Consider the following 19,620-nt stretch of genomic DNA (forward strand, 5'->3'; position numbering starts at 1 on the left):
AACCTCCCGATTCCTAGAGAAAGCCAGCATGCGAGTTCTTGCAGCCATGAGCGGCGGCGTCGATTCAGCCGTTGCCGCAGCCCGCGCCGTCGAGGCCGGCCACGACGTCGTCGGGGTCCACCTCGCGCTCTCACGCATGCCCGGAACGCTGCGCACCGGCAGCCGTGGCTGCTGCACCATCGAGGACTCGCGCGACGCCTGGCGGGCGTGCGACGTGCTCGGCATCCCGTATTACGTGTGGGACTTCTCCGAGCGTTTCAAGGAAGACGTCGTCCAGGACTTCATCGACGAATACGCCGCCGGCCGCACGCCCAACCCGTGCATGCGCTGCAACGAGCGGATCAAGTTCGCCGCGCTGCTGGAGAAGGCGATCGCGCTGGGTTTCGACGCCGTCTGCACCGGCCACTACGCCAAGGTGATCACGGACGCCGAGGGCAACCCCGAACTGCACCGCGCCGCAGACTGGGCAAAGGACCAGAGCTACGTGCTCGGCGTCCTCACGCACGAACAGCTCCGGCACTCGATGTTCCCGCTCGCGGACACCCCCTCCAAGGCCGAGGTCCGCGCCGAGGCCGAACGCCGCGGGCTTTCCGTGGCCAACAAGCCCGACAGCCACGACATCTGCTTCATCCCCGACGGCGACACCGCCGGCTGGCTGGCGGAGAAGATCGAGATGACCACCGGCGACATCGTGGACGAATCCGGTGCCAAGGTCGGCGAGCACCCGGGCGCCAACGCCTTCACCGTCGGCCAGCGCCGCGGGCTGAAGCTGGGCACCCCGGCCGCCGACGGCAAGCCGCGCTTTGTGCTGGAGATCCGGCCCAAGGAGAACAAGGTGGTTGTGGGCCCCGAGGCCCTGCTGGCGATCGACGAGATCCGGGGCATCAAGGTGTCCTGGGCGGGGCTGCCGATCGCCGAGATCGCCACGGGCGAGCAGTTCGACTGCTACGCCCAGGTCCGCGCCCACGGGGACCCGGTGCCGGCAACCGCCCGGATGGAACACGCGGGCGGCTCCGGGGACCTGGTGGTCACGCTGGTGGAGCCGCTCCGCGGCGTCGCCCCCGGCCAGACCGTGGTCCTTTACCAGGGCAGCCGGGTCCTGGGCCAGGCCACCATCGACGCCGCGCGCTCGCTGCAGCGCGCCGCCCTCTAACCGCCCTCCACACGCCGCGTCTTCCCGCCGCCGGGCGGGTCCGCCGCCAGGCCGGTCCGCCGGTTCCAGGAGCGCCGCACGCCATTGGCTTGTGGCGCTCCTGCCGTTAACCCTCTCCCGGGCGCGGGGCATGTCCATTCTTCGCGGCCACGAATGGGCACTTCTGGGTTATGTCCAGTCCCCGGCCCGGGCGGCGGGCATGTCCGACGGCGGTCGGCGCAATGTCCGGGGTGCCGAAGATCCGGGCGATATCCCGAAGAATGCGATAAGTTCCGCCTGTTCGTGTAAATTTTGTGTCTCAACTCACAAGATGCAGCGATTCGCCCGTGGTCTTCTGGTTGAATCTAGGAATCAGGACAGGTGCTGCCCAACGAGTCAAGCTACTTCGGGCTGCGCACTAGTACTCATCGAACAGAAAGTTCACAGATGGCAATGAACAAAAAGGCCCTGCAAAGCGCCATCGCGCTTGCCGGGGTTTCCGCCTTTGCACTGACGGCCTGCACCGGCCCTACCGGCGGCGGAACGTCCTCCGGCAGCGCCGCAGGCGGAGGCAGCATTACGTACGGCACCACGGATAAGGTGGTCACCCTCGACCCGGCCGGCTCCTACGACGCCGGCTCGTTCATGGTGATGAACCAGATCTACCCGTTCCTGATGAACTCGAAGCCCGGAACGGCTGACTCCAGCCCGGACATCGCCGAGTCCGCCTCCTTCACGAGCCCCACGGAATACACCGTCAAGCTCAAGTCCGGCCTCAAGTTCGCCAACGGGCACGCACTGACGTCCTCGGACGTGAAGTTCTCGATCGACCGCGTCATCAAGATCAACGATGACAACGGCCCGGCCTCCCTGCTGGGCAACCTCGCCTCGGTGGAAGTCAAAGACGACTCCACCGTGGTCTTCAAGCTCAAGGAAGGCAACGACCAGGTCTTCCCGGGCGTGCTTGCCGCGAACGCCGGCCCGATCGTCGACGAAGAGGTCTTTTCCCCGGACAAGCTGATGAGCGACGAGGACATCGTCAAGGGCAAGCCCTTCGCCGGCCAGTACACGATCGAAAGCTACAAGAAGAACGAGCTCGTGAGCCTCAAGGCCAACCCGGACTACAAGGGTCTGCTCGGCAAGCCGGCGAACGACAGCGCCACGATCAAGTACTACGCGGACTCCAATAACCTCAAGCTCGATGTCCAGCAGGGCAACATCGACGTCGCCGGCCGCAGCCTGACCGCGACCGACGCGGCCGACCTTGAGAAGGACTCCAAGGTAAAGGTGCACAAGGGCCCCGGTGGCGAACTGCGCTACATCGTCTTCAACTTCGACACCATGCCGTTCGGCGCCAAGGCTGCCGACGCCGACCCGGCCAAGGCACTCGCCGTCCGCCAGGCGATGGCCGACGTCGTCGACCGCGACGCGATCGCCAGCCAGGTCTACAAGGGCACCTACCTCCCCGCGTACTCCGTCGTCCCCGACGGTTTCGCCGGCGCCATCAAGCCGCTCAAGGAAATGTACGGCGACGGCAACGGCAAGCCCAGCGTCGAAAAGGCCAAGAAAGCCTTCAGTGACGCCGGCGTCACCGCCCCGGTCACGCTGAAGCTGCAGTACAACCCGGACCACTACGGCAAGTCCTCCGGCGACGAGTACGCCATGATCAAGGAACAGCTGGAGAAGTCGGGCCTGTTCAAGGTCGACCTGCAGTCCACCGAGTGGGTCACCTACTCCAAGGACCGCACCAAGGATGTCTACCCGGTCTACCAGCTCGGCTGGTTCCCGGACTACTCCGACGCCGACAACTACCTGACCCCGTTCTTCATCCCGGGCAACTTCCTCAAGAACCACTACGAGAACGCCTCCGTCACGGCGCTGATCAAGAAGCAGCTCACCACCGTTGACAAGGCCGAGCGCGAAAAGGTGCTCGGTGACGCCCAGACGGCCGTCGCCAAGGACCTCTCCACGCTGCCGCTGTTGCAGGGCGCCCAGCTCATGGTCGCCGGCAAGGACGTCCAGGGTGTCGAAAAGACCCTCGACGCGTCCTTCAAGACCCGTCTTGGTGTGATTTCCAAGTAGGTCCAATCCCCATCCGGTCCTGACCAGCCAAGGAGGCGGGGCGCCTGCGCGGCGTCCCGCCTTTCTTGCTGATAGCAGGACAACCGATTCCGGAAGCCCACGAAGCCGACGGAAGCACAAATTTAGGTACCAATGACAACACTTATTGAGGCGCCGCCCAGCGACGCCGACGGCCTATTGCCCACAAAGAAAAAGGCGTCCGGTGGGGGACTGGGCCAGTACATCCTGATCAGGTTCCTGCTGATCTTCCCGACCATCTTCATCCTGGTCACGCTCGTGTTCTTCCTGATGCGGATCACGGGCGACCCGATCACGGCCGCCCTCGGCGGCCGGCTCCCGCCGGAACAACTGGCGGAGCGCATCCACGCGGCCGGCTACGACCGGCCCATCTTCGTGCAGTACTTCGAGTACCTCGGACAGCTCATCACCGGCAACTTCGGCACCACGCTCTCGGACAACCGCCAGGTCTCCGAGATGCTGACCACCTACGGTTCGGCGACGCTGGAACTGTCCATCAACGCGCTGCTCGTGGCCCTGGTCGTGGGCATCCCGCTGGGCATGATCGCCGCGCACCGCCGCGACAAGGCGGCCGACGCCGTCCTGCGGATCTTCGCGATTCTCTGCTACGCCACGCCCGTCTTCTTCGCCGGCATGCTGCTGAAGCTGACCTTCTCGGTCTGGCTGGGCTGGCTCCCGGTTGCCGGCCGGGCCAAGACCTCCACCGAACTGGCCCTCACCGCACTGCAGGCGCCCACCGGCATCTACTGGCTCGACTCGGTCCGCAGCGGCAACATGGCCGCGCTCGGTGATGTCACCGCCCATGCCGTGCTGCCCGCCGTGGCCCTCGGGCTGCTGACCGCCGGCATCTTCCTGCGGCTGGTCCGCACCAACGTGATCGGCACCCTCGGCAAGGACTACGTGGAGGCCGGACGCTCCCGCGGCGTCAGCGAATTCCGCCTGGTCACCAAGCACGCCTACAAGCCGGCGCTGATCCCGATCATCACCGTGATGGGCCTGCAGATCGCGGTCATGCTCGGCGGCGCCGTGCTGACCGAGACCACCTTTGAATGGAAAGGCCTCGGCTTCCAGCTGGCGACCTACCTGACGGCCCGCGACTTCGTGGCCGTGCAGGGCATCGTGGTGCTGCTCGCCGTGATCGTGGCCGTGACCAACTTCATCGTGGACATCGTCGCCGCGCTGATCGACCCCCGCGTGAGGTACTGACATGAGCATCGAACCAACCATTGCCGCTGAAAGCCGCCGGGACCCCTGGTACCGGCGCCTGCCGGTCGTCTCCCACTTCAACAAGAGCGTCGGCCTGCAGCGGGGCATGCTCGTCACCGGGCTGATCCTGACCTCGCTGTTCCTGCTGACGGCCATCTTCGCACCGCTGATCGCACCGTTCGGCTTCTCCCAGATCTCCGACGCCGACGGCAGCTTCACCGCCCAGCAGGCACCCGGCGGCAAGCACCTGCTCGGCACCACCGTGGGCGGCTACGACGTGTTCTCCCGGGTCGTCTGGGGCGCGCAGACCGCCGTCATGGTCATCATCGTGGCCGTCATCATGTCGATCTTCATCGGCGTCATCCTCGGCCTGGTCAGCGGCTACATTGGCGGCTGGCTGGACCGGATCCTCGTGGTCATCGCCGACGCCGTGTACGCGTTCCCGTCCCTGCTAGTCGCCATCGTCATGGCGATCGTGATCAGCGGCGGACGTTCCAGCCTGTGGGGCGGCATCCTGGCCGCGGCGATCTCGATCACCGTGGTCTTCATCCCGCAGTACTTCCGCGTCATCCGCGCCGAAACCATCCGGCTCAAGGCCGAACCCTTCGTCGAATCGGCCAAGGTGGTGGGCGCGTCCAACATCAGGATCATGACCCGCCACATCTACAAGAACGCCACCCGCACCCTGCCGCTGATCTTCACGCTGAACGCCTCCGAAGCCATCCTCACCCTCGCGGGCCTGGGCTTCCTCGGCTTCGGCATCGAACCGACCTCGGCCGCCGAATGGGGCTTCGACCTCAACAAGGCGCTGGCGGACACCACCTCCGGGATCTGGTGGACCGGTGTCTTCCCGGGCCTGGCCATTGTCCTCACCGTGGTGGGGCTGACCCTGGTCGGCGAAAGCATCAACGACCTCAACGACCCGCGCCTGCGCGGCCGCAAGAAGGCTGCCTCCGGCAAATCCGGACCCGGCACTGCCGGATCCAGCTCCGCCGCCCAGGCAGCGCACTCAGCAGAAGTGAGCAGTTCATGAGCACCAATATCGGTTCCGTTTCAGACCAGCACGCCCGCGGCGCCGGGCCCGTGCTGGACATCGACCACCTCAGGGTCACCTTCGCCACGGACGCGGGGGACGTCTATGCCGTGAAGGATGTCAGCCTCGAGGTCAACCCCGGCGAAGTCGTCGCCATCGTGGGCGAGTCCGGCTCCGGCAAGACCGTCACCGCCAAGACCATCCTGGGGTTGCTGCCGGAGACGGCGATCAGCTCCGGCGCCGTGCTGATCAACGGCAACAACGTGATCAGCGTCAGCGCCTCGAAGCTGCGGGAAATCCGTGGCCGCGACGTGGCCATGGTGTTCCAGGAGCCCTCCACGGCGCTCAATCCGGTCTTCACCGTCGGCTGGCAGATCGCCGAGGGCATCCGCGCCCATGCCGGGCACGGGGGAGCGGCCCGGGTCAGCGCCAAGGAGGCCAAGGCACGCGCCATCGATGCCCTGCGCAAGGTGGGCATCCCGGATCCGGAAACCCGGGTCAACTATTACCCGCACCAGTTCTCCGGCGGCCAGAAGCAGCGCGTCGTCATCGCCGCCGCGCTGGCGCTCAACCCGGGGCTCATCGTCGCTGACGAGCCGACCACCGCGCTGGACGTCACCGTGCAGGCGGAAATCCTGGAACTCCTGCGCGAGCTGCGCGACCAGTACGGCACCTCGATCGTGCTGATCACGCACAACATGGGCGTCGTGGCCGACCTCGCCGACCGCGTCGTCGTGATGTACCAGGGCGACGTCGTCGAGGAGGCCAGCGCTCGGGTGCTCTTTGCGGAACCGAAGCAGGACTACACGAAGAAGCTGCTGGCCGCCGTCCCGCACCTGGGCCGGAACTCCGCCTCGGAGGGCATGACCGAACGCGCCCACCAGGGCGGCAAGGTGCTGGTCGAGGCCAAGAACCTCACCATCGAGTACCCCGGCCGGCTGGGCAGCCCGGCGTTCAAGGCCGTGGACGGCGTGAATTTCACCCTGTCCGAGGGAGAGGTCTTCGGCCTCGTCGGCGAGTCGGGTTCCGGCAAGACGACGATCGGCCGCGCCATCGCGGGCCTGAACAGGACCACGGGCGGCAGCCTGAAGGTGCTGGATTACGAGATGCTCAATCTCAAGGAGCGCACCTTCAAACCGCTGCGCAAGCAGATCGGCTTCGTGTTCCAGGACCCGGCGGCGTCGTTCAACCCGCAGCTCACCATTGGTGACTGCATCGCGGAGCCGCTCATCATCCACACCAAGCCGACGCCGGCGCAGGCACGCCAGCGGACCCGTGAGCTGCTCGAATCGGTGCAGCTGCCGGCGGCTTACGCGGACCGGTACCCGCACGAGCTCTCCGGCGGCCAGCGCCAGCGCGCCTCGCTGGCGCGGGCACTGATCCTGAACCCGAAACTGCTGATCGCCGATGAGCCGACGTCGGCACTGGATGTTTCGGTGCAGGCGAAAGTGTTGGAGCTGTTCAAGGAGATCCAGGCCGAATTCGGTTTCGCCTGCCTCTTCATCAGCCATGACCTCGCCGTGGTGGACATCCTCTCGCACTGGGTCGGTGTCCTGTACAAGGGCAAGATGGTGGAGCAGGGCCTTGGAAACCAGGTCATGGGGCACCCGCAGCACGACTACACCAAGAAGCTCATCGCGTCGCTGCCGGTCCCGGATCCGGACGAGCAGGCCCGGCGCCGTGAGGCGTTCCGCGCGGTGCTCGGAGCCTAGCAGCCGGCCGCGCTTGCCCCGCTTAACACCCGGCGGGATTTCCGTGCCAGCCCCTAGACTGGACCAATGACCGAGCAGAACCAGAACCTCCCTGACGCCGATTCCTATGACCCCACGGCCAGCTCGCTGGCCGGGCACGTGGATCCCGCGGTGATGGCGGAACTGCTCTCCATCCGCTCCAGCATCGACAACATCGATGCCACCCTGGTCTTCCTCCTGGCCGAGCGCTTCAAGGCGACGCAGAAGGTCGGCTTCCTCAAGGCCGCGCACAAGCTTCCCGCGGGGGATCCCGGCCGGGAGACGGCACAGATCGCGCGCCTGCGCCGTCTCGCCGCCGAAGCCCACCTCGACCCGGCGTTCGCGGAGAAATTCCTGAACTTCATCATCGGCGAGGTGATCCGGCACCATGAGGCCATCGCCGAGGACCATGAGGCCGCCGCGCACCGGACCACGGCTGCTGCGGACCCCGGCGTTTCCGCCGAGGCGTAGCCGTGTCCGTGCCAGATTTTCCCGGCCAGGTCACGGCCACCGCGCTTGGGCCGTGGCCGGGGGAGGACCCGGTCGAGGCTGCCCGCATCATCCGCGGCGAGCTCGGCAGTCCGCACCTTCCCTTCCTCGCCGAACTCCCGGACCGGGGCGTCGGTTCCGACGCGCTGGGCCGGACGGCGTCGCTGCTGGAGGGCCTCGCCGTCGACGTCCAGCCCTACGGCTGGCGGCTCGTTGACCGCCCCGGCAAGGACCTCATGCGGGCCCGTTCGGCGCTCTCCACCGACATCAACGTCCTCGCCGACGTCGTCGGGGCCGAGGACACACCGGCCGCGGAACTCAAGATCCAACTGCGCGGCCCGCTCAGCCTCGCCGCCGGACTGCACCTGCACAACGGGGAGCGGGCCCTCCTTGACCATGGCGCACGGCGGGACCTCGCTGCCTCGCTGGCTGCCGGTGTGGGCCCCTACCTGCGCAAGGTCGCCGCCGCCGCGCCCGGAGCCGGCCTGGTGGTGCAGCTCGACGAACCGGATATCGCCGCCGTGATGGGCGGCACCATCCCCACCTCCAGCGGCTACCGCACCCTGCGCGCGGTTGCGGGTTCTGAAATCACGGAGTCCTGGCGCCTCGTCATCGATGCCCTGAGGGCCGCCGGCGCCGCCGAAGTCGTGGTCTCCGTGCCTGAAGTCGAGGCACCCTTCGACCGGATCCTCGCCGCCGGAGCGGACGGGATCGCGGTGCCGCTCCGTGCCCTGACCTCCCGCCAATGGGAACAAATCGCGGCAGCCGTGGAGTCCGGGAAACGCTTTTGGGCTGGGGCGCTGCCGGTCGACGAGGCTGCCGCGGCGCTGCCGCGCGTGCCCCAGGCCGTCGAAACGCTCTGGCGCCCGTGGCGCCAGCTCGGGCTCCCGGCCACGGCGCTGGGCACCGTGCGGGTGACGCCCTCCGCAGGCCTCGCCGGACACACGCCGTCGTCCGCGACGGCGGTGCTGACCCGGCTGACGCAGCTGGCTGACGGCCTCAACCAGCTGGCACTCGGCTAGGACCTAGACGCGGCTTTCCCAGCGCTCGGGCCGGGCCCTTCCCGGAAGGTAGCCCGGCGCCAGGGCATCCGCCGGGTAAGGCTCAAGCCGGTAGTCGAAGTGCCCCGCGTACACCAGCACCAGGCCGATCTGCGGCTGGATCACCTTGACCTGGATCCGGTGCCGGCCCTCGTCCGGCTCCCACCACTGCTCGGCATAGGCCTTGGCATCCAAGGCGTCCGGCAGCGGGATCCGCAGCGGCCCCAGGAACAGCCGGGAGGCCTCGGAGACGCCGCGCAGCCTGCCTTCCGGAGTGACGCTCAGGTTGAGGTCGGTGACCAGCCGGCGGTAGCGGCCGACGTAATCAACCAGCCGCGGGGTGCCCCCGGAGGAGTCCAGGCTGGTGGTGTCGTGGAAGATCCGGGTGGTCTGCGGGAAGAAGATTTCCCGGCGCGCGGTCAGGCTGGAGCGCCCGAACGGGTCCAGGTGGGCGTGGTTCTCGATCCGGAACCTGATGCCCTCGCCGTATTCCGGGAAGAACGCCTGTTCACCGGTCGCGAGCCGCAGCAGCGGCCGCAGCCAGCGCTGCCGGCAGCCGACGACGTCGAAGACGCCCTCGCCCACCCCGTAGTGCCCGGAGCCCGGGGCGAGCGAGAAGTACTCCTGCAATTCCGGCTGCAGCCGGGAGAATTCACGTCCCAGGCCGAGCTGGTAGATGGGTTCGTAGCTGGTCACGGCATCCTCCTTGGGGTCACAGCCGTCCCGCGGCCTTCAATCGAATGTACGCGTCCGCCAGCGCCGGCGGCAGCAAGGATGGTTCGGCGTCGACCACTTCAACGCCGGCCTGGCGCAGCTGTGCGCTGACCGCCTCGCGTTCCAGCAGGGCCCGCTCGGCCGCCGCGGCCCGGAACACCCCGCTGGCGCTCGAACGCTCCTGCTGCATTTCGCCGAGCATGGGATCCCGGACCGAGGCCACCACCACCACGTGCTGCTGCGCTAGCAGGGCGGCCATCGGCAGCAGCCCCTCTTCGGGAGCGCCGCCGTCGAGCGCGGTGAGGAGCACCACCAGGGACCGGTGCGCGGAGACCGAGCGGATCTGGGCCGGGATCTGTGACCAGTCGAGTTCGATGAGTTCGGCGTCGAGCGGGACCATCGCCTGGACCAGCTGTCCCAGCAGGTTCCCCTTGGCCGCCGACCCGGCCCGCGCCCGGAGCCTGCGGTCGAAGGCGAGGAAGTCGACCCTGTCGCCGCCCCGTTCGGCAAGGACAGCCAGCAGCAGCGCCGCCTCGATGCCGGTGTCCAGCCGCGGCTCGTCCGCGATCCGGGCTGCGGCCGTGCGCGAAGTGTCCAGCAGGATGACGACGCGGCGGTCGCGCTCCGGCCGCCAGGTACGGACCACGACGGCGGAGCGGCGGGCCGTGGCACGCCAGTCGATGGAGCGCACGTCGTCGCCGCGGACGTAGTCGCGCAGGGAGTCGAATTCGGTGCCGGCGCCCCGGATCTGGACCGCCGCCTTGCCGTCGAGCTCCCGCAGCTGGCGCAGCTTGGACGGAAGGTGCCGCCGCGCATGGAACGGCGGGAGCACCCGGAGGGAACCGGGGCAGGGCAGGGTGCGTTGCCGCGCGGCAAGGCCCAGCGGGCCGAAGGCGCGGACCGTGACATGCTCGGCGCCCAGTTCGCCGCGCCGCGAGGGCTGCAGCGTGACGGTCATCCGGCGGCGCTCACCGGCCGGTACGAGCAGGCGCTGGCTCGGGTTCTGCGCGCCAGCCGAGGGCTGCCAGGCGTCCCGGACCAGGCCGTGCAGGGTGCGGCGGCCGGCGTTGGCCACCGTCAGGACGGACTCCGCCGAACCCGTGAGCGGGACGCTGCCGGGATCGGCGCGCTGCACCGAGACCTGCCGCAGCGGTACCGCGAGGCCCAGGTCGAGCAGCGCGGCGGCGGCCAGCAAGAGGAGAACAACCCCCGCGGACTCCCAGCCGGGCAGGAGCACGGCGGGGACCAGGCCAAGCAGTGCCAGCAGCACGAAGCGTCCGGAAATCGCCATGGCTCAGCGCGGCACCGGCACGGAAGCGAGGATGCTGCCCAGCACGCCGTCGACGTGCACGCCGTCCATCTCCGCCTCGGGGCGCAGGGCCACCCGGTGCCGCAGGCAGGGCAGCGCGAGGGCCTTGACGTCGTCGGGGGTGACGAAGCGACGGCCGGAGAGCCAAGCCCAGGCGCGGGAGCCGTTCAGCAGGGCCGCGGCGCCGCGCGGCGAGACGCCCAGCTGGAACGACGGCGCGGAACGGGTGGCGCGGACGACGTCGACGATGTAGGCCAGGACTTCGGGGCCGATCTCGACGGCGGCCACAGCCTGCCGCGCCTGCTCCAGCTCGGCGGGACCCGCGACCGGGCGGACGCCGGCCGCGGCCAGGTTGCGCGGATCGAAGCCGGCCGCGTGCCGCCGGATCACCTCGATTTCGTCCTCCCGGCCGGGCAGCGGCATGGTCAGTTTGAGCAGGAAGCGGTCCAGCTGCGCCTCCGGCAGCGGGTAGGTTCCCTCGTACTCCACCGGGTTTTGCGTAGCCGCCACGATGAAGGGCGCGGGAAGCTGGCGCGAGACGCCGTCGACCGACACCTGCCGCTCCTCCATGGCTTCCAGAAGCGAGGCCTGCGTCTTGGGCGGCGTCCGGTTGATCTCGTCCGCGAGCAGGATGTTGGTGAAGACGGGGCCCTCGCGGAAGCTGAACTCCGAGGTGTGCGAATCGTAGATGAGCGAGCCGGTGACATCGCCGGGCATCAGGTCCGGGGTGAACTGGATCCGCTTGGTATCGAGGCTGAGGGCGGCGGAGAGGCTGCGCACCAGCAGGGTCTTGGCCACGCCCGGCACCCCTTCAATCAACACATGTCCCCGGGACAGCAGGGCAATCAGCATCCCGGTGACGGTGGCGTCCTGCCCGACGACGGCCTTGGCGACCTCCTGGCGCACATCCAGCAGGGCCTGGCGGACTGGGTCCCGGTCCGCGGCGTCACAGTAGCCGTGGGTTCCCGCTGCCTGCTGCGGCGCCTGCTGCGGCGCCTGTTGCGCGGCGGGCCGTGGCGCGGGCCAGGGGGCGGCAGTGTTGGGTCCGGCAGCGGCTGTTGCGGCGGGGCCGGTGGAGACGCTTGGCTGATCGTTCATCGGGCGTGTACCTCTTTCTCTAGTCTTTCCAGCTGCTGGGCCCAGCGCACGAGCTCGGCTTCGGCCCGGGGTTCGGCGTCGAGGACACCGGCGACGCTTTCCGGAGTCCGGTCCAGGTGCCGGGCGGCCGCGTCGATGATGGCCGCGGCCCCGGCGTCCGGTCCCAGCCGGAGGGTCCTGGCCAGCCGCACCAGCGTGCCGGCCCGGAGGACGTCGGCGGCACGGTCCACGGCGCGGGCGTCGTGGTACAGGCGGGCCCGTCCTTCAGCCGTCTCCACCGCCTTGACCACCACGGGCAGCGGCTCGAAGACCAGCGGGCCAAGCCTGCGGCCGCGCCAGAAAATTGCCAGCACAGCTACGAACGCCAGCCAGGGCCCAAGGACGTGGGTCCACGGCGCGGCCAGCTCATCGAGGGTCACCGGTTTCTTCGCGGCGGGAACATCGGCGATCCCGGGCAGGTACCAGACCAGCCGCTGCTCCGCTCCGAGGGCCCGCAGCACAAGAGCGGCGTTGCCTTGTTCGGCGAGGGCCCCGTTGCTGAAGATTTCGGTGCTGCCCAGGACCACCGTCCGGCCGTCCTCGCTGCCGGCGTAGAGGCCGCCCCCGCCGTCGCGCGGCGCGTAACAGACCACTTCTCCGTCGTAGAGGTAGCCATTCGCGGCCGAGACCGTGCCGGCGGCGGCGGGGTCCGAAATAACGCAAGCCGGGGCGAGCACCTCGGTGCCGTCCCGAACCACTCCGGCTTGCACGATCCCGCCGCCTACGCCTTGCAGCGTGTTCAACCGGGGCGTGATCACCACCAGCCGGTCCGCGGCGCCGCCCAGGTACTGCAACTGGTCGCGGCCGAGGTAGCCGTTGGGGTCGTAGAGCAGGACAGTGCTGCGCTCGCCGGCGCGTTTGGCGCTTTCAAGCGTCTGGATCGTCGATTCGAAAGAGTCCCGCTGCTCCACGGCGACGCCATGGCGGCCAAGGATTTCCGCGGCGGCGCGCGCTCCTTCAGGGGCGGGATTGCGGATGGACAGCTGGGTCCGATCTCCGTGGGGTTGCAGCTGGAGCACCGCCGTGAGGACGAGGGCGGCGACAAAGACGACGCCGAGGATGGCCCAGGTGCGGTGCCGGCGGACCGCGCGCCGCAGCGCCGCTGCGCTGTTCACAGCGGCCTGACGAGCGCGTCCGAGCCGGTGCCCCGATAATCCGGAGTGGTGCCGGCCAGCGCCGCATCGAGCCGGACGAGCGCCGCGTGGTCCGGCGACCCGGCGTCCGCCCCGCCGTACCGGGCGGCGTCAAAAGTGAGCGCCGCCTCCTCCAGTTCGCGGGCGTAGGCTCCAAAGGCGCGGCCCAACCGGGCGGCGACCTCGCTGGCGGTCCGGCCGGGTTGCGGATCCAGTACGGTGCGCTCCTCCGCCGCCCGCACGAGGGCGCGGAACTGCTCGACGACGGCGGCGGACCAGTCCCCGCGAGCCGCGGCGGCGGAAGCCCGCTCGCGGTGCGCGTCCGGGCTTAGCGCCGCATCGGCGTCGAACACGTCCTTGGCGGCGGGCCGCCGGGCGTTGAGCCGCGGCCGCACCACCAGAACCGCGACGGCGATGATCACGGCGGCGATGATCAGCAGGAGCGGCACGGCATAGCCGCCGTCGGCGCCGGGGGTGCCGTCGCCGGACAAGGAGCGCAGCCAGCGACCGAACTCGGCAAGTGCCTTGTCCAGCCAGCTGGGCTCGGCTTCGCGGTACGGGGCCTTCGCGAGCTCCTCCGCCGCCCAGCGGCGAGCATCGTCCCGGTCGGGAAGCACGGGAGGTTCCGGCTGTAGCCGGGCCGACAGTACCGCCACCGCACGCTCGGCGGCGAGGACGGGGGCGGCCGTCACCGCCGAACCGGGGGAGGACCGTAGGGAGGCTGCTGCCAGGTGGAGGTGTCCCCGCGGATGGCCGCGGTCCGTCCCGGGACCCCCTCCGGGTCACTGCCCGTCTCCAGCTGCCGCAGCAGGGACAGATCGAGTCCGTCCTTGCGCATCCGCAGATCCAGATAGACCAGGGCAACGGTTGAGGTCTGGAAGGCGTAGCCCACGGCGGCCACCAGCGCGGTGACCGCGGTGCCGACGACGGCGACCAGGATCCGGACCACTTGGGACTCACCCTCGCCACCCTGGGAGAAGACGGTAAACCCGACGGCGTTGCCCAAGAGGCTTACCGGAATGAGGACGATCTGGGTGATAACCCCGACGAGCAGTCCCACCACCAGGGTGACGCCCAGGATGCGCCACCAGTTTCTGCCCGTGAGCTGCCAGGAACGGCGCAGCCCGGCGAAAGTGCCGATCTCCTCCACCACAATCGCCGCCGGCGCGACGAGGAACCGGATGCCGAGCCAGAGCAGCACAATCATCAGGCCGAAGAACAGGAGCACCACGGCAAGCACGGCGGCGCGGTCCATGGCCGCAATCAGTGCCATCGTTGCCACCACCGCGAGGGCGACGACGGCGGCCACACCCAGGATCAGCAGGCCTGCGAGTCCCAGCAGGGCGCCGGTCCGGGAACGGGAGAGCGTCCACATCTGGCGGAAGCTTGTCCGCCTGTTCAGCAGTGCCCGCGCCACGGGGACCGCCATGGCACCCTGCATGACCACCGAAATCAGCACGGTCAGGAGGAACAACAGGGCGCCGACGCCGGCCGCGGTGCCGAAGGCGAACGCCGTGGCTTGCGACGAACCCATGTTGCCCGGCCACGGTGCGCCTGATCCCCCGAAGAGGGCACCTGTCTGGGCCAGCGCGGAAGTGACAGACGTCAGGGCCTGGGCGATCACGCCCGCCCCCAGCATGGCCGCGGGATTCCGCCTTACGGTCCGGAAAGCGCCGTCGAGGATTTCGCCGAACATCAAGGGACGCAGCGGCACAATGCCCGGCTTGGGCGGCGCGACGTAACGCGGCTGGCCGTAGGGGGAGGTGACGTAGGGGTCGGAAAAGCGGGGGCCGGGATGAGGAGCGCCCCACTGCGGCTGCTGCCCCCATTGCGGGGTGGTGCCCCAAGCGGGTTGTTGGGCCGGCGGGGTGGTGCCCCATTGCGGCTGGCCGCCCCATTGCTGCGGCTCGCTAGGTTCCTGCTCGGACAAGCTTTTCCTCCCCAAGAAATTGCCCACCGGATGCACGCGGCCGGGGACCTGTTGCCCTGCCGCCCGCGCGTCCCGGCGTGAGTCCGGGCCAGGCTTGCCCCCAGCCTATAGTTTCGACGGCCGGCCGCAAGCATTCGGGCCAAGTCGCGGCACCAAATTTGCGGCGGGACCACCCCGGGTGCCGCAGCGGGCGCAATCGCCCGCGCCATGCCGGGGACTGCCCGAATACGACAAAGCCATTTCAATAGGGGAATATATAACCTATGAAGGCACGGATTTTGGTTGTGGACGATGACGAGGCGCTGGCCGAGATGATCGGTATTGTGCTGCGCAACGACGGCTTCGACCCCGTCTTCTGCGCGGACGGTGGACAGGCCCTGGAGGTTTTCCGCTCATCCAAGCCGGACCTGGTGCTGCTGGACCTGATGCTTCCCGGCATTGACGGCATCGAAGTGTGCCGCCAGATCCGCGGCGAGTCTGATGTCCCGATCGTCATGCTGACGGCAAAGTCCGACACCTCCGACGTGGTCCGCGGACTCGAGTCCGGCGCCGACGACTACGTTCCCAAACCTTTCAAGCCCGCCGAACTCGTGGCCCGGGTGCGGGCCCGGCTCCGTCCCGGCGACCAGAAGGCGCCGGAGACGCTGCGCATCGCGGACGTCACGATTGACGTCGCCGGCCACGTGGTCAGCCGCAACAGCGAACGGATCTCGTTGACCCCGCTGGAATTCGACCTGCTGGTCGCCCTGGCGCGCAAGCCCTGGCAGGTCTTCACCCGGGAGTTGCTGCTGGAGCAGGTCTGGGGCTACCGCCACGCGGCGGACACCCGCCTGGTCAACGTCCACGTCCAGCGGCTGCGCTCGAAGATCGAACGCGATCCGGAAGCCCCTGAAGTTGTATTGACGGTCCGTGGTGTCGGCTACAAAGCAGGTTCCTGAGCCGGCGGACGGCCCGCCGGGGACCGCCCCGGAGACCGCTGCCCGGCTTGATCGCCCGGAAACCGCCGGCCCGGCGGACGGCCAGCCGGAGGCTGCCGCGACTGAGGCCGCTGCGCCTGAAGGCCAGGCGGCGCCGTCGTCGCCCCGTGGACAGACCCCGCTTTTCAGGGCCCGCATCTGGACCCGCCGGGCCCGGATCGTCACCGCCCGCGTCGCCCGGCTGGTCCGCACCGGAGCGTCCCGCATCCTCCCGGCAACCAGGTATCTGCTGCGTGCCGTGCACCGGCGCTGGCGGCGGTCCCTGCAGTTTCGCACCGTGCTGACCACGCTCATGCTCGCGATCGGTTCCTTCGCCGTCGTCGGCGCGTATCTCTCGAACCAGATCGCCAACAACCTCTTCCAGGAGCGGCTGGCCCAGGCGGAGTCGGAGACCCGCTACAACGTCAAGCAGGTCCAGGACACGTTCGACGGCGCTCAGGTCACCGACCAATCCAGCGTCATCACCCTGGTCTACGACACCCTGAACGCCGTGGAGGGCCGCGGCTCGGTGATCCAGCGGCGCTACGTCTTCGAGGCCATGCCCGAACAGACCAAGCCGCGCAACCGGTGGGTCGAGTCGCGCGCCTCCGACCAGCTCACTATCAGTGTGATCCCGCCAGAGCTGCGCAAGGCAGTGCAGGACTCCGGCAAAGACCAGTTCTGGGCCTCCACGGAATTCCCGGTGGGAACCGAGGACCGCCCCGGGATCGCGGTCGGCAACAAGGTAACGTTCAACGGCACGGTCTACGAGCTCTACCTCATCTACGACCTCAACACGGCGCAAAAGACCCTGGACGAGATCCAGAACGTCCTGCTGGCCGGTGCCGCCGCGCTGGCACTCATGATCGGCGCCGTGGCCTGGTACGTTACGCGCAATGTGGTCAGCCCCGTCAGCCACGCCGCCGTCGTCTCCGAAAAGCTGGCCGCCGGCCAGTTGCAGGAGCGCATGGTGGTCAAGGGCGAAGACGAAGTGGCCCGGCTGGGCGCGTCCTTCAACCACATGGCCGCCAGCCTGCAGGAGCAGATCACCCAGCTGGCCACCCTGTCCCAGATGCAGCAGCGGTTTGTCTCGGACGTCTCGCATGAGCTGCGCACCCCGCTGACCACGGTCCGGATGGCGGCGGAGGTGCTCTACGACGCCCGTGACGATTTCGACCCGATCAACAAGCGGTCCGCTGAGCTGCTCTACAACCAGGTGGAACGCTTCCAGTCGCTGCTGGCCGACCTGCTGGAAATCTCACGGTTCGACGCCGGCGTGGCCATGCTCGACGCCGAACCGACCGACATCGTCCAGCTCGTCTCGCACGTGATCGAGGGGGTGGCCCCGGTGGCGGCCGAATACGGCTCGGAGGTGACGCTGAATGCACCCGCGGGCAGCATCATTGTCGAAATGGATGACCGGCGGATCGACCGGATCCTGCGGAACCTGGTCCTGAACGCGCTGGAGCACGGCGAGGGCCGGCCCGTGAACATCTCCGTGGCGGCAAACGACACCGCGGTGGCCGTCGCCGTCCGGGACCACGGAATCGGCATGACCGCCGCTGAGGCCGCGCGCGTGTTCGACCGTTTCTGGCGCGCCGACCCGGCCCGTGCCCGCACCACGGGCGGCAGCGGGCTGGGACTGTCCATCGCAACCGAGGACACCAAGCTGCACAACGGCTGGCTGCAGGCCTGGGGAGAGAAGGGAAGAGGCTCCAACTTCCGCCTGACCCTGCCGCTGCGCCAGGGCGATACGATCACCAGGTCACCGCTTCAGCTGGAACCCGCCGACGTCGGGCCCGCCGGCGCCGTCCGTGAACGGACGATGCTGCTGCTGGAGACAGCCGTCACGGAGGCCCGTTCGGCCCCGTCCGGCCCCGACGCAACGAAGGAGCAGCCATGAGAGGTGCCGGGAAACTCACCAGGCTCGCCGGGGCCCTGCTGGCGCTGGTCCTGATTCTCCTGACCTCGTGCGCGCAGATTCCGCGCTCCGGCCCGGTGGGCAAGAGCACGGATGAGAGCGCGGGAAAGCCCAACAACGCACCGGTCTTCTTCCCTGTGGCTCCGCGGGCAGGGGCGGGCCCGGAGGCAATGATCGAGGACTTCTACCTCGCGGGCAGCGGCTACGAGGACGACTATGCCGTGGCCCGGCAGTACCTCACCCAGGCCTCCTCGGTAAAGTGGAAGCCGGACCAGCGGGTGCTGGTCTTCCGTTCCGCCCGCGTGGTGCGCACCGCCGTCGAAAATGTCTTCAACTACGAACTGGACTTGGCCTACTCGGTCGACGCCGACGGGATCGCCACACCGTTGCCGGAAGGTTCCAAGGAAAGCATCCCCGCAACGCTGACAAAGGTCGACGGCGAGTGGAGGATCGCGGAAATCCCTGATGGCACCGCCATCCCCGAGCAGACGTTCAAGGTCATCTACGGCGCCTACCCCATCTACTTCTACGACCCCACCTTCACCTACGCGGTGCCGGACATGCGCTGGTTCATCAAAAAGAAGACCGTCAAGGCCATGACCAGCGCCCTGCTCGGCGGCCCGGCCCCTTACCTGAAGGGCGCCGTCGTGAGCGCCTTCCCTTCGGGCATGAAGCTGGCGCGCGAGTCGGTGCCGGTGGTCTCCGGCGCCGCGCAGGTGGACCTCACTGCCAAGGAGCTCGTGGACGCGTCCAACGAGGACCGGCTGCGCATGCAGACCCAGCTGGCACTGACCTTCCGCAGCCAGCCCGACGTGATCAACGTGGAGCTGCGGGCGAACCAGGACCTAGTCCGGGTCGAAGACGACGGCTCCGTGCTGCCCCCGGTGCGGGACAAGGACGTTCCCGCCCACCAGATCGCCGTCAGCAACAACGACCTGGTCCGCTATGAGAACAACAAGCTGGGCCCGCTGCCGGACATCCAGTCCGTCAGGGCGCTGGCGCCGCGCATGCCCGCCGAATCGCCGGTGTCGCAGGCCGCGGCGTTCCTCAACGCCGGCCGCACCACGCTGTATTCGATCCTGCCGGGCCAGCCGGCGCGTGCCCTCACCACCCGGGCAGGCCTGTCGCGGCCGTCCTTCGACCGCTACGACTGGGTCTGGACCGCCGGGCCGGGCAGCAACGGGGCCACCGAGGTTCTCGCCTACCATCCGGCCGGAACCGCGCCGGGAGCGAACGTGCCTGCCGTGACCATGACCCCGCCCTGGCTCGCCGGGCGGAGCATCAAGGAGTTCCGGGTCTCGCGCGAAGGAACCCGTGCGCTGGTCATCTCGGAGCTGAACGGCAAAACCAGCGTCCAGATCACCGGCATCATCCGTAACGGCGACGGCACCCCACGGGACCTCACCGCGCCGATCACACTCCTGTCAGCCCGTGCCCCCGACCGGGGCGTCTGGGTCAACGACACGACCGTCGCCGTGATGAAGAGCTCGGCGAACGACAACGTCACGCCCGAGCTGCTGTCCTTGACCTCCGGAGCGCCGCAGCAGCTGGCACCTTGGCCGGGGCTAACCGCGCTCAGCGCAGGCAACGGACCGACGGAGATCTACGGCCAGTCCACGGAGGGCATCTTCCAGCGACTCGGGAACGGCTGGTCGCCGCAGCTCAAGGGCGCCATCGACCCCGCCTTCCCGGGCTGACCCCGGCTGACCCGGCTGACCCGGAGGGCGCCGGACCGATGTCCACATAGCAGCCGGGAGGGCTTCCACGGCAGCCCGGCGGCGCCCAGCCTT

16 protein-coding genes are annotated in these 19,620 nt (G+C 68.8%); 10 read left to right on the top strand and 6 right to left on the bottom strand.

Annotation, left to right across the window (positions count from 1 at the left end):
- The first annotated feature begins 28 nt into the window (after window positions 1-28).
- The 7 genes from mnmA to HNO80_RS05510 all read left to right on the top strand — a co-directional run bounded on the left by mnmA (window position 29) and on the right by HNO80_RS05510 (window position 8,712).
- On the top strand, window positions 29-1,153 hold the full coding sequence (mnmA, locus tag HNO80_RS05480) for a tRNA 2-thiouridine(34) synthase MnmA (RefSeq protein WP_175321825.1): 1,125 nt from the start codon (window positions 29-31) through the stop codon (window positions 1,151-1,153).
- A 426-nt stretch (window positions 1,154-1,579) separates the two neighbouring features.
- Window positions 1,580-3,214, top strand: coding sequence for an ABC transporter substrate-binding protein (locus tag HNO80_RS05485; RefSeq protein WP_175321826.1), 1,635 nt, complete (start codon window positions 1,580-1,582; stop codon window positions 3,212-3,214).
- Window positions 3,215-3,346: 132 nt separating this feature from the next.
- On the top strand, window positions 3,347-4,438 hold the full coding sequence (locus HNO80_RS05490) for an ABC transporter permease (RefSeq protein WP_175321827.1): 1,092 nt from the start codon (window positions 3,347-3,349) through the stop codon (window positions 4,436-4,438).
- A gap of 1 nt (window position 4,439) precedes the next feature.
- The gene (locus tag HNO80_RS05495) at window positions 4,440-5,471 is read left to right on the top strand and encodes an ABC transporter permease (RefSeq protein WP_175321828.1); all 1,032 of its coding nucleotides are present in this window, start codon (window positions 4,440-4,442) and stop codon (window positions 5,469-5,471) included.
- Window positions 5,468-7,183, top strand: a complete 1,716-nt coding sequence (locus HNO80_RS05500) for an ABC transporter ATP-binding protein (RefSeq protein WP_175321829.1) — start codon at window positions 5,468-5,470, stop codon at window positions 7,181-7,183. Before HNO80_RS05495 ends, HNO80_RS05500 begins: the two co-directional genes overlap by 4 nt.
- A gap of 66 nt (window positions 7,184-7,249) precedes the next feature.
- A complete protein-coding gene (locus tag HNO80_RS05505; RefSeq protein WP_175321830.1) occupies window positions 7,250-7,672 on the top strand; it encodes a chorismate mutase in 423 nt (140 codons plus the stop codon).
- An 8-nt stretch (window positions 7,673-7,680) separates the two neighbouring features.
- Entirely contained in the window at window positions 7,681-8,712 is a 1,032-nt protein-coding gene (locus HNO80_RS05510; protein ID WP_175321919.1) for a uroporphyrinogen decarboxylase/cobalamine-independent methonine synthase family protein, read from the top strand.
- 3 nt (window positions 8,713-8,715) lie between these two features.
- On the opposite strand, the gene HNO80_RS05515 is transcribed toward HNO80_RS05510, so the two are convergent.
- From HNO80_RS05515 to HNO80_RS05540, 6 genes are read right to left on the bottom strand one after another with little or no spacing between them, the layout of a single operon-like run.
- Complete coding sequence (locus tag HNO80_RS05515; protein ID WP_175321831.1) at window positions 8,716-9,426, bottom strand: DUF4166 domain-containing protein; 711 nt, start codon at window positions 9,424-9,426, stop codon at window positions 8,716-8,718.
- Window positions 9,427-9,442: 16 nt separating this feature from the next.
- Window positions 9,443-10,735 (bottom strand): DUF58 domain-containing protein, encoded by a 1,293-nt coding sequence (locus HNO80_RS05520; protein WP_175321832.1) that lies wholly within the window; start codon window positions 10,733-10,735, stop codon window positions 9,443-9,445.
- A gap of 3 nt (window positions 10,736-10,738) precedes the next feature.
- Window positions 10,739-11,851: an AAA family ATPase gene (locus HNO80_RS05525; protein WP_175321833.1), complete on the bottom strand. Its 1,113-nt coding sequence runs from the start codon at window positions 11,849-11,851 to the stop codon at window positions 10,739-10,741.
- Entirely contained in the window at window positions 11,848-13,005 is a 1,158-nt protein-coding gene (locus HNO80_RS05530) for a DUF4350 domain-containing protein (protein WP_175321834.1), read from the bottom strand. The genes HNO80_RS05525 and HNO80_RS05530 overlap by 4 nt, the downstream gene beginning before the upstream one ends.
- Window positions 13,002-13,715, bottom strand: a complete 714-nt coding sequence (locus HNO80_RS05535; RefSeq protein WP_349627231.1) for a DUF4129 domain-containing protein — start codon at window positions 13,713-13,715, stop codon at window positions 13,002-13,004. The genes HNO80_RS05530 and HNO80_RS05535 overlap by 4 nt, the downstream gene beginning before the upstream one ends.
- Window positions 13,712-14,953, bottom strand: a complete 1,242-nt coding sequence (locus tag HNO80_RS05540) for a DUF7847 domain-containing protein (protein ID WP_175321835.1) — start codon at window positions 14,951-14,953, stop codon at window positions 13,712-13,714. Before HNO80_RS05540 ends, HNO80_RS05535 begins: the two co-directional genes overlap by 4 nt.
- A gap of 263 nt (window positions 14,954-15,216) precedes the next feature.
- Between HNO80_RS05540 and mtrA the strand changes: the two genes are divergently transcribed.
- The 3 genes from mtrA to HNO80_RS05555 all read left to right on the top strand — a co-directional run bounded on the left by mtrA (window position 15,217) and on the right by HNO80_RS05555 (window position 19,527).
- A complete protein-coding gene (mtrA, locus tag HNO80_RS05545; protein ID WP_175321836.1) occupies window positions 15,217-15,891 on the top strand; it encodes an MtrAB system response regulator MtrA in 675 nt (224 codons plus the stop codon).
- Between the two features lie 175 nt (window positions 15,892-16,066).
- Window positions 16,067-17,812: an MtrAB system histidine kinase MtrB gene (mtrB, locus tag HNO80_RS05550; RefSeq protein ID WP_175321921.1), complete on the top strand. Its 1,746-nt coding sequence runs from the start codon at window positions 16,067-16,069 to the stop codon at window positions 17,810-17,812.
- Window positions 17,809-19,527, top strand: a complete 1,719-nt coding sequence (locus tag HNO80_RS05555) for an LpqB family beta-propeller domain-containing protein (RefSeq protein ID WP_175321837.1) — start codon at window positions 17,809-17,811, stop codon at window positions 19,525-19,527. Before mtrB ends, HNO80_RS05555 begins: the two co-directional genes overlap by 4 nt.
- Window positions 19,528-19,620: the final 93 nt, after the last annotated feature.

This window comes from Arthrobacter sp. C9C5 (assembly GCF_013359735.1).
Lineage (GTDB): Bacteria > Actinomycetota > Actinomycetes > Actinomycetales > Micrococcaceae > Arthrobacter.

Excerpts from the sequence above, each read along its gene's own strand:
- HNO80_RS05500 (WP_175321829.1), top strand. The coding sequence starts at position 5,468 with ATGAGCACCAATATCGGTTCCGTTTCAGACCAGCACGCCCGCGGCGCC.
- HNO80_RS05485 (WP_175321826.1), top strand. The coding sequence starts at position 1,580 with ATGGCAATGAACAAAAAGGCCCTGCAAAGCGCCATCGCGCTTGCCGGG.
- HNO80_RS05490 (WP_175321827.1), top strand. The coding sequence starts at position 3,347 with ATGACAACACTTATTGAGGCGCCGCCCAGCGACGCCGACGGCCTATTG.
- HNO80_RS05505 (WP_175321830.1), top strand. The coding sequence starts at position 7,250 with ATGACCGAGCAGAACCAGAACCTCCCTGACGCCGATTCCTATGACCCC.
- mtrA (WP_175321836.1), top strand. The coding sequence starts at position 15,217 with ATGAAGGCACGGATTTTGGTTGTGGACGATGACGAGGCGCTGGCCGAG.
- mnmA (WP_175321825.1), top strand. The coding sequence starts at position 29 with ATGCGAGTTCTTGCAGCCATGAGCGGCGGCGTCGATTCAGCCGTTGCC.
- HNO80_RS05495 (WP_175321828.1), top strand. The coding sequence starts at position 4,440 with ATGAGCATCGAACCAACCATTGCCGCTGAAAGCCGCCGGGACCCCTGG.
- HNO80_RS05555 (WP_175321837.1), top strand. The coding sequence starts at position 17,809 with ATGAGAGGTGCCGGGAAACTCACCAGGCTCGCCGGGGCCCTGCTGGCG.
- HNO80_RS05520 (WP_175321832.1), bottom strand. The coding sequence starts at position 10,735 with ATGGCGATTTCCGGACGCTTCGTGCTGCTGGCACTGCTTGGCCTGGTC.
- HNO80_RS05525 (WP_175321833.1), bottom strand. The coding sequence starts at position 11,851 with ATGAACGATCAGCCAAGCGTCTCCACCGGCCCCGCCGCAACAGCCGCT.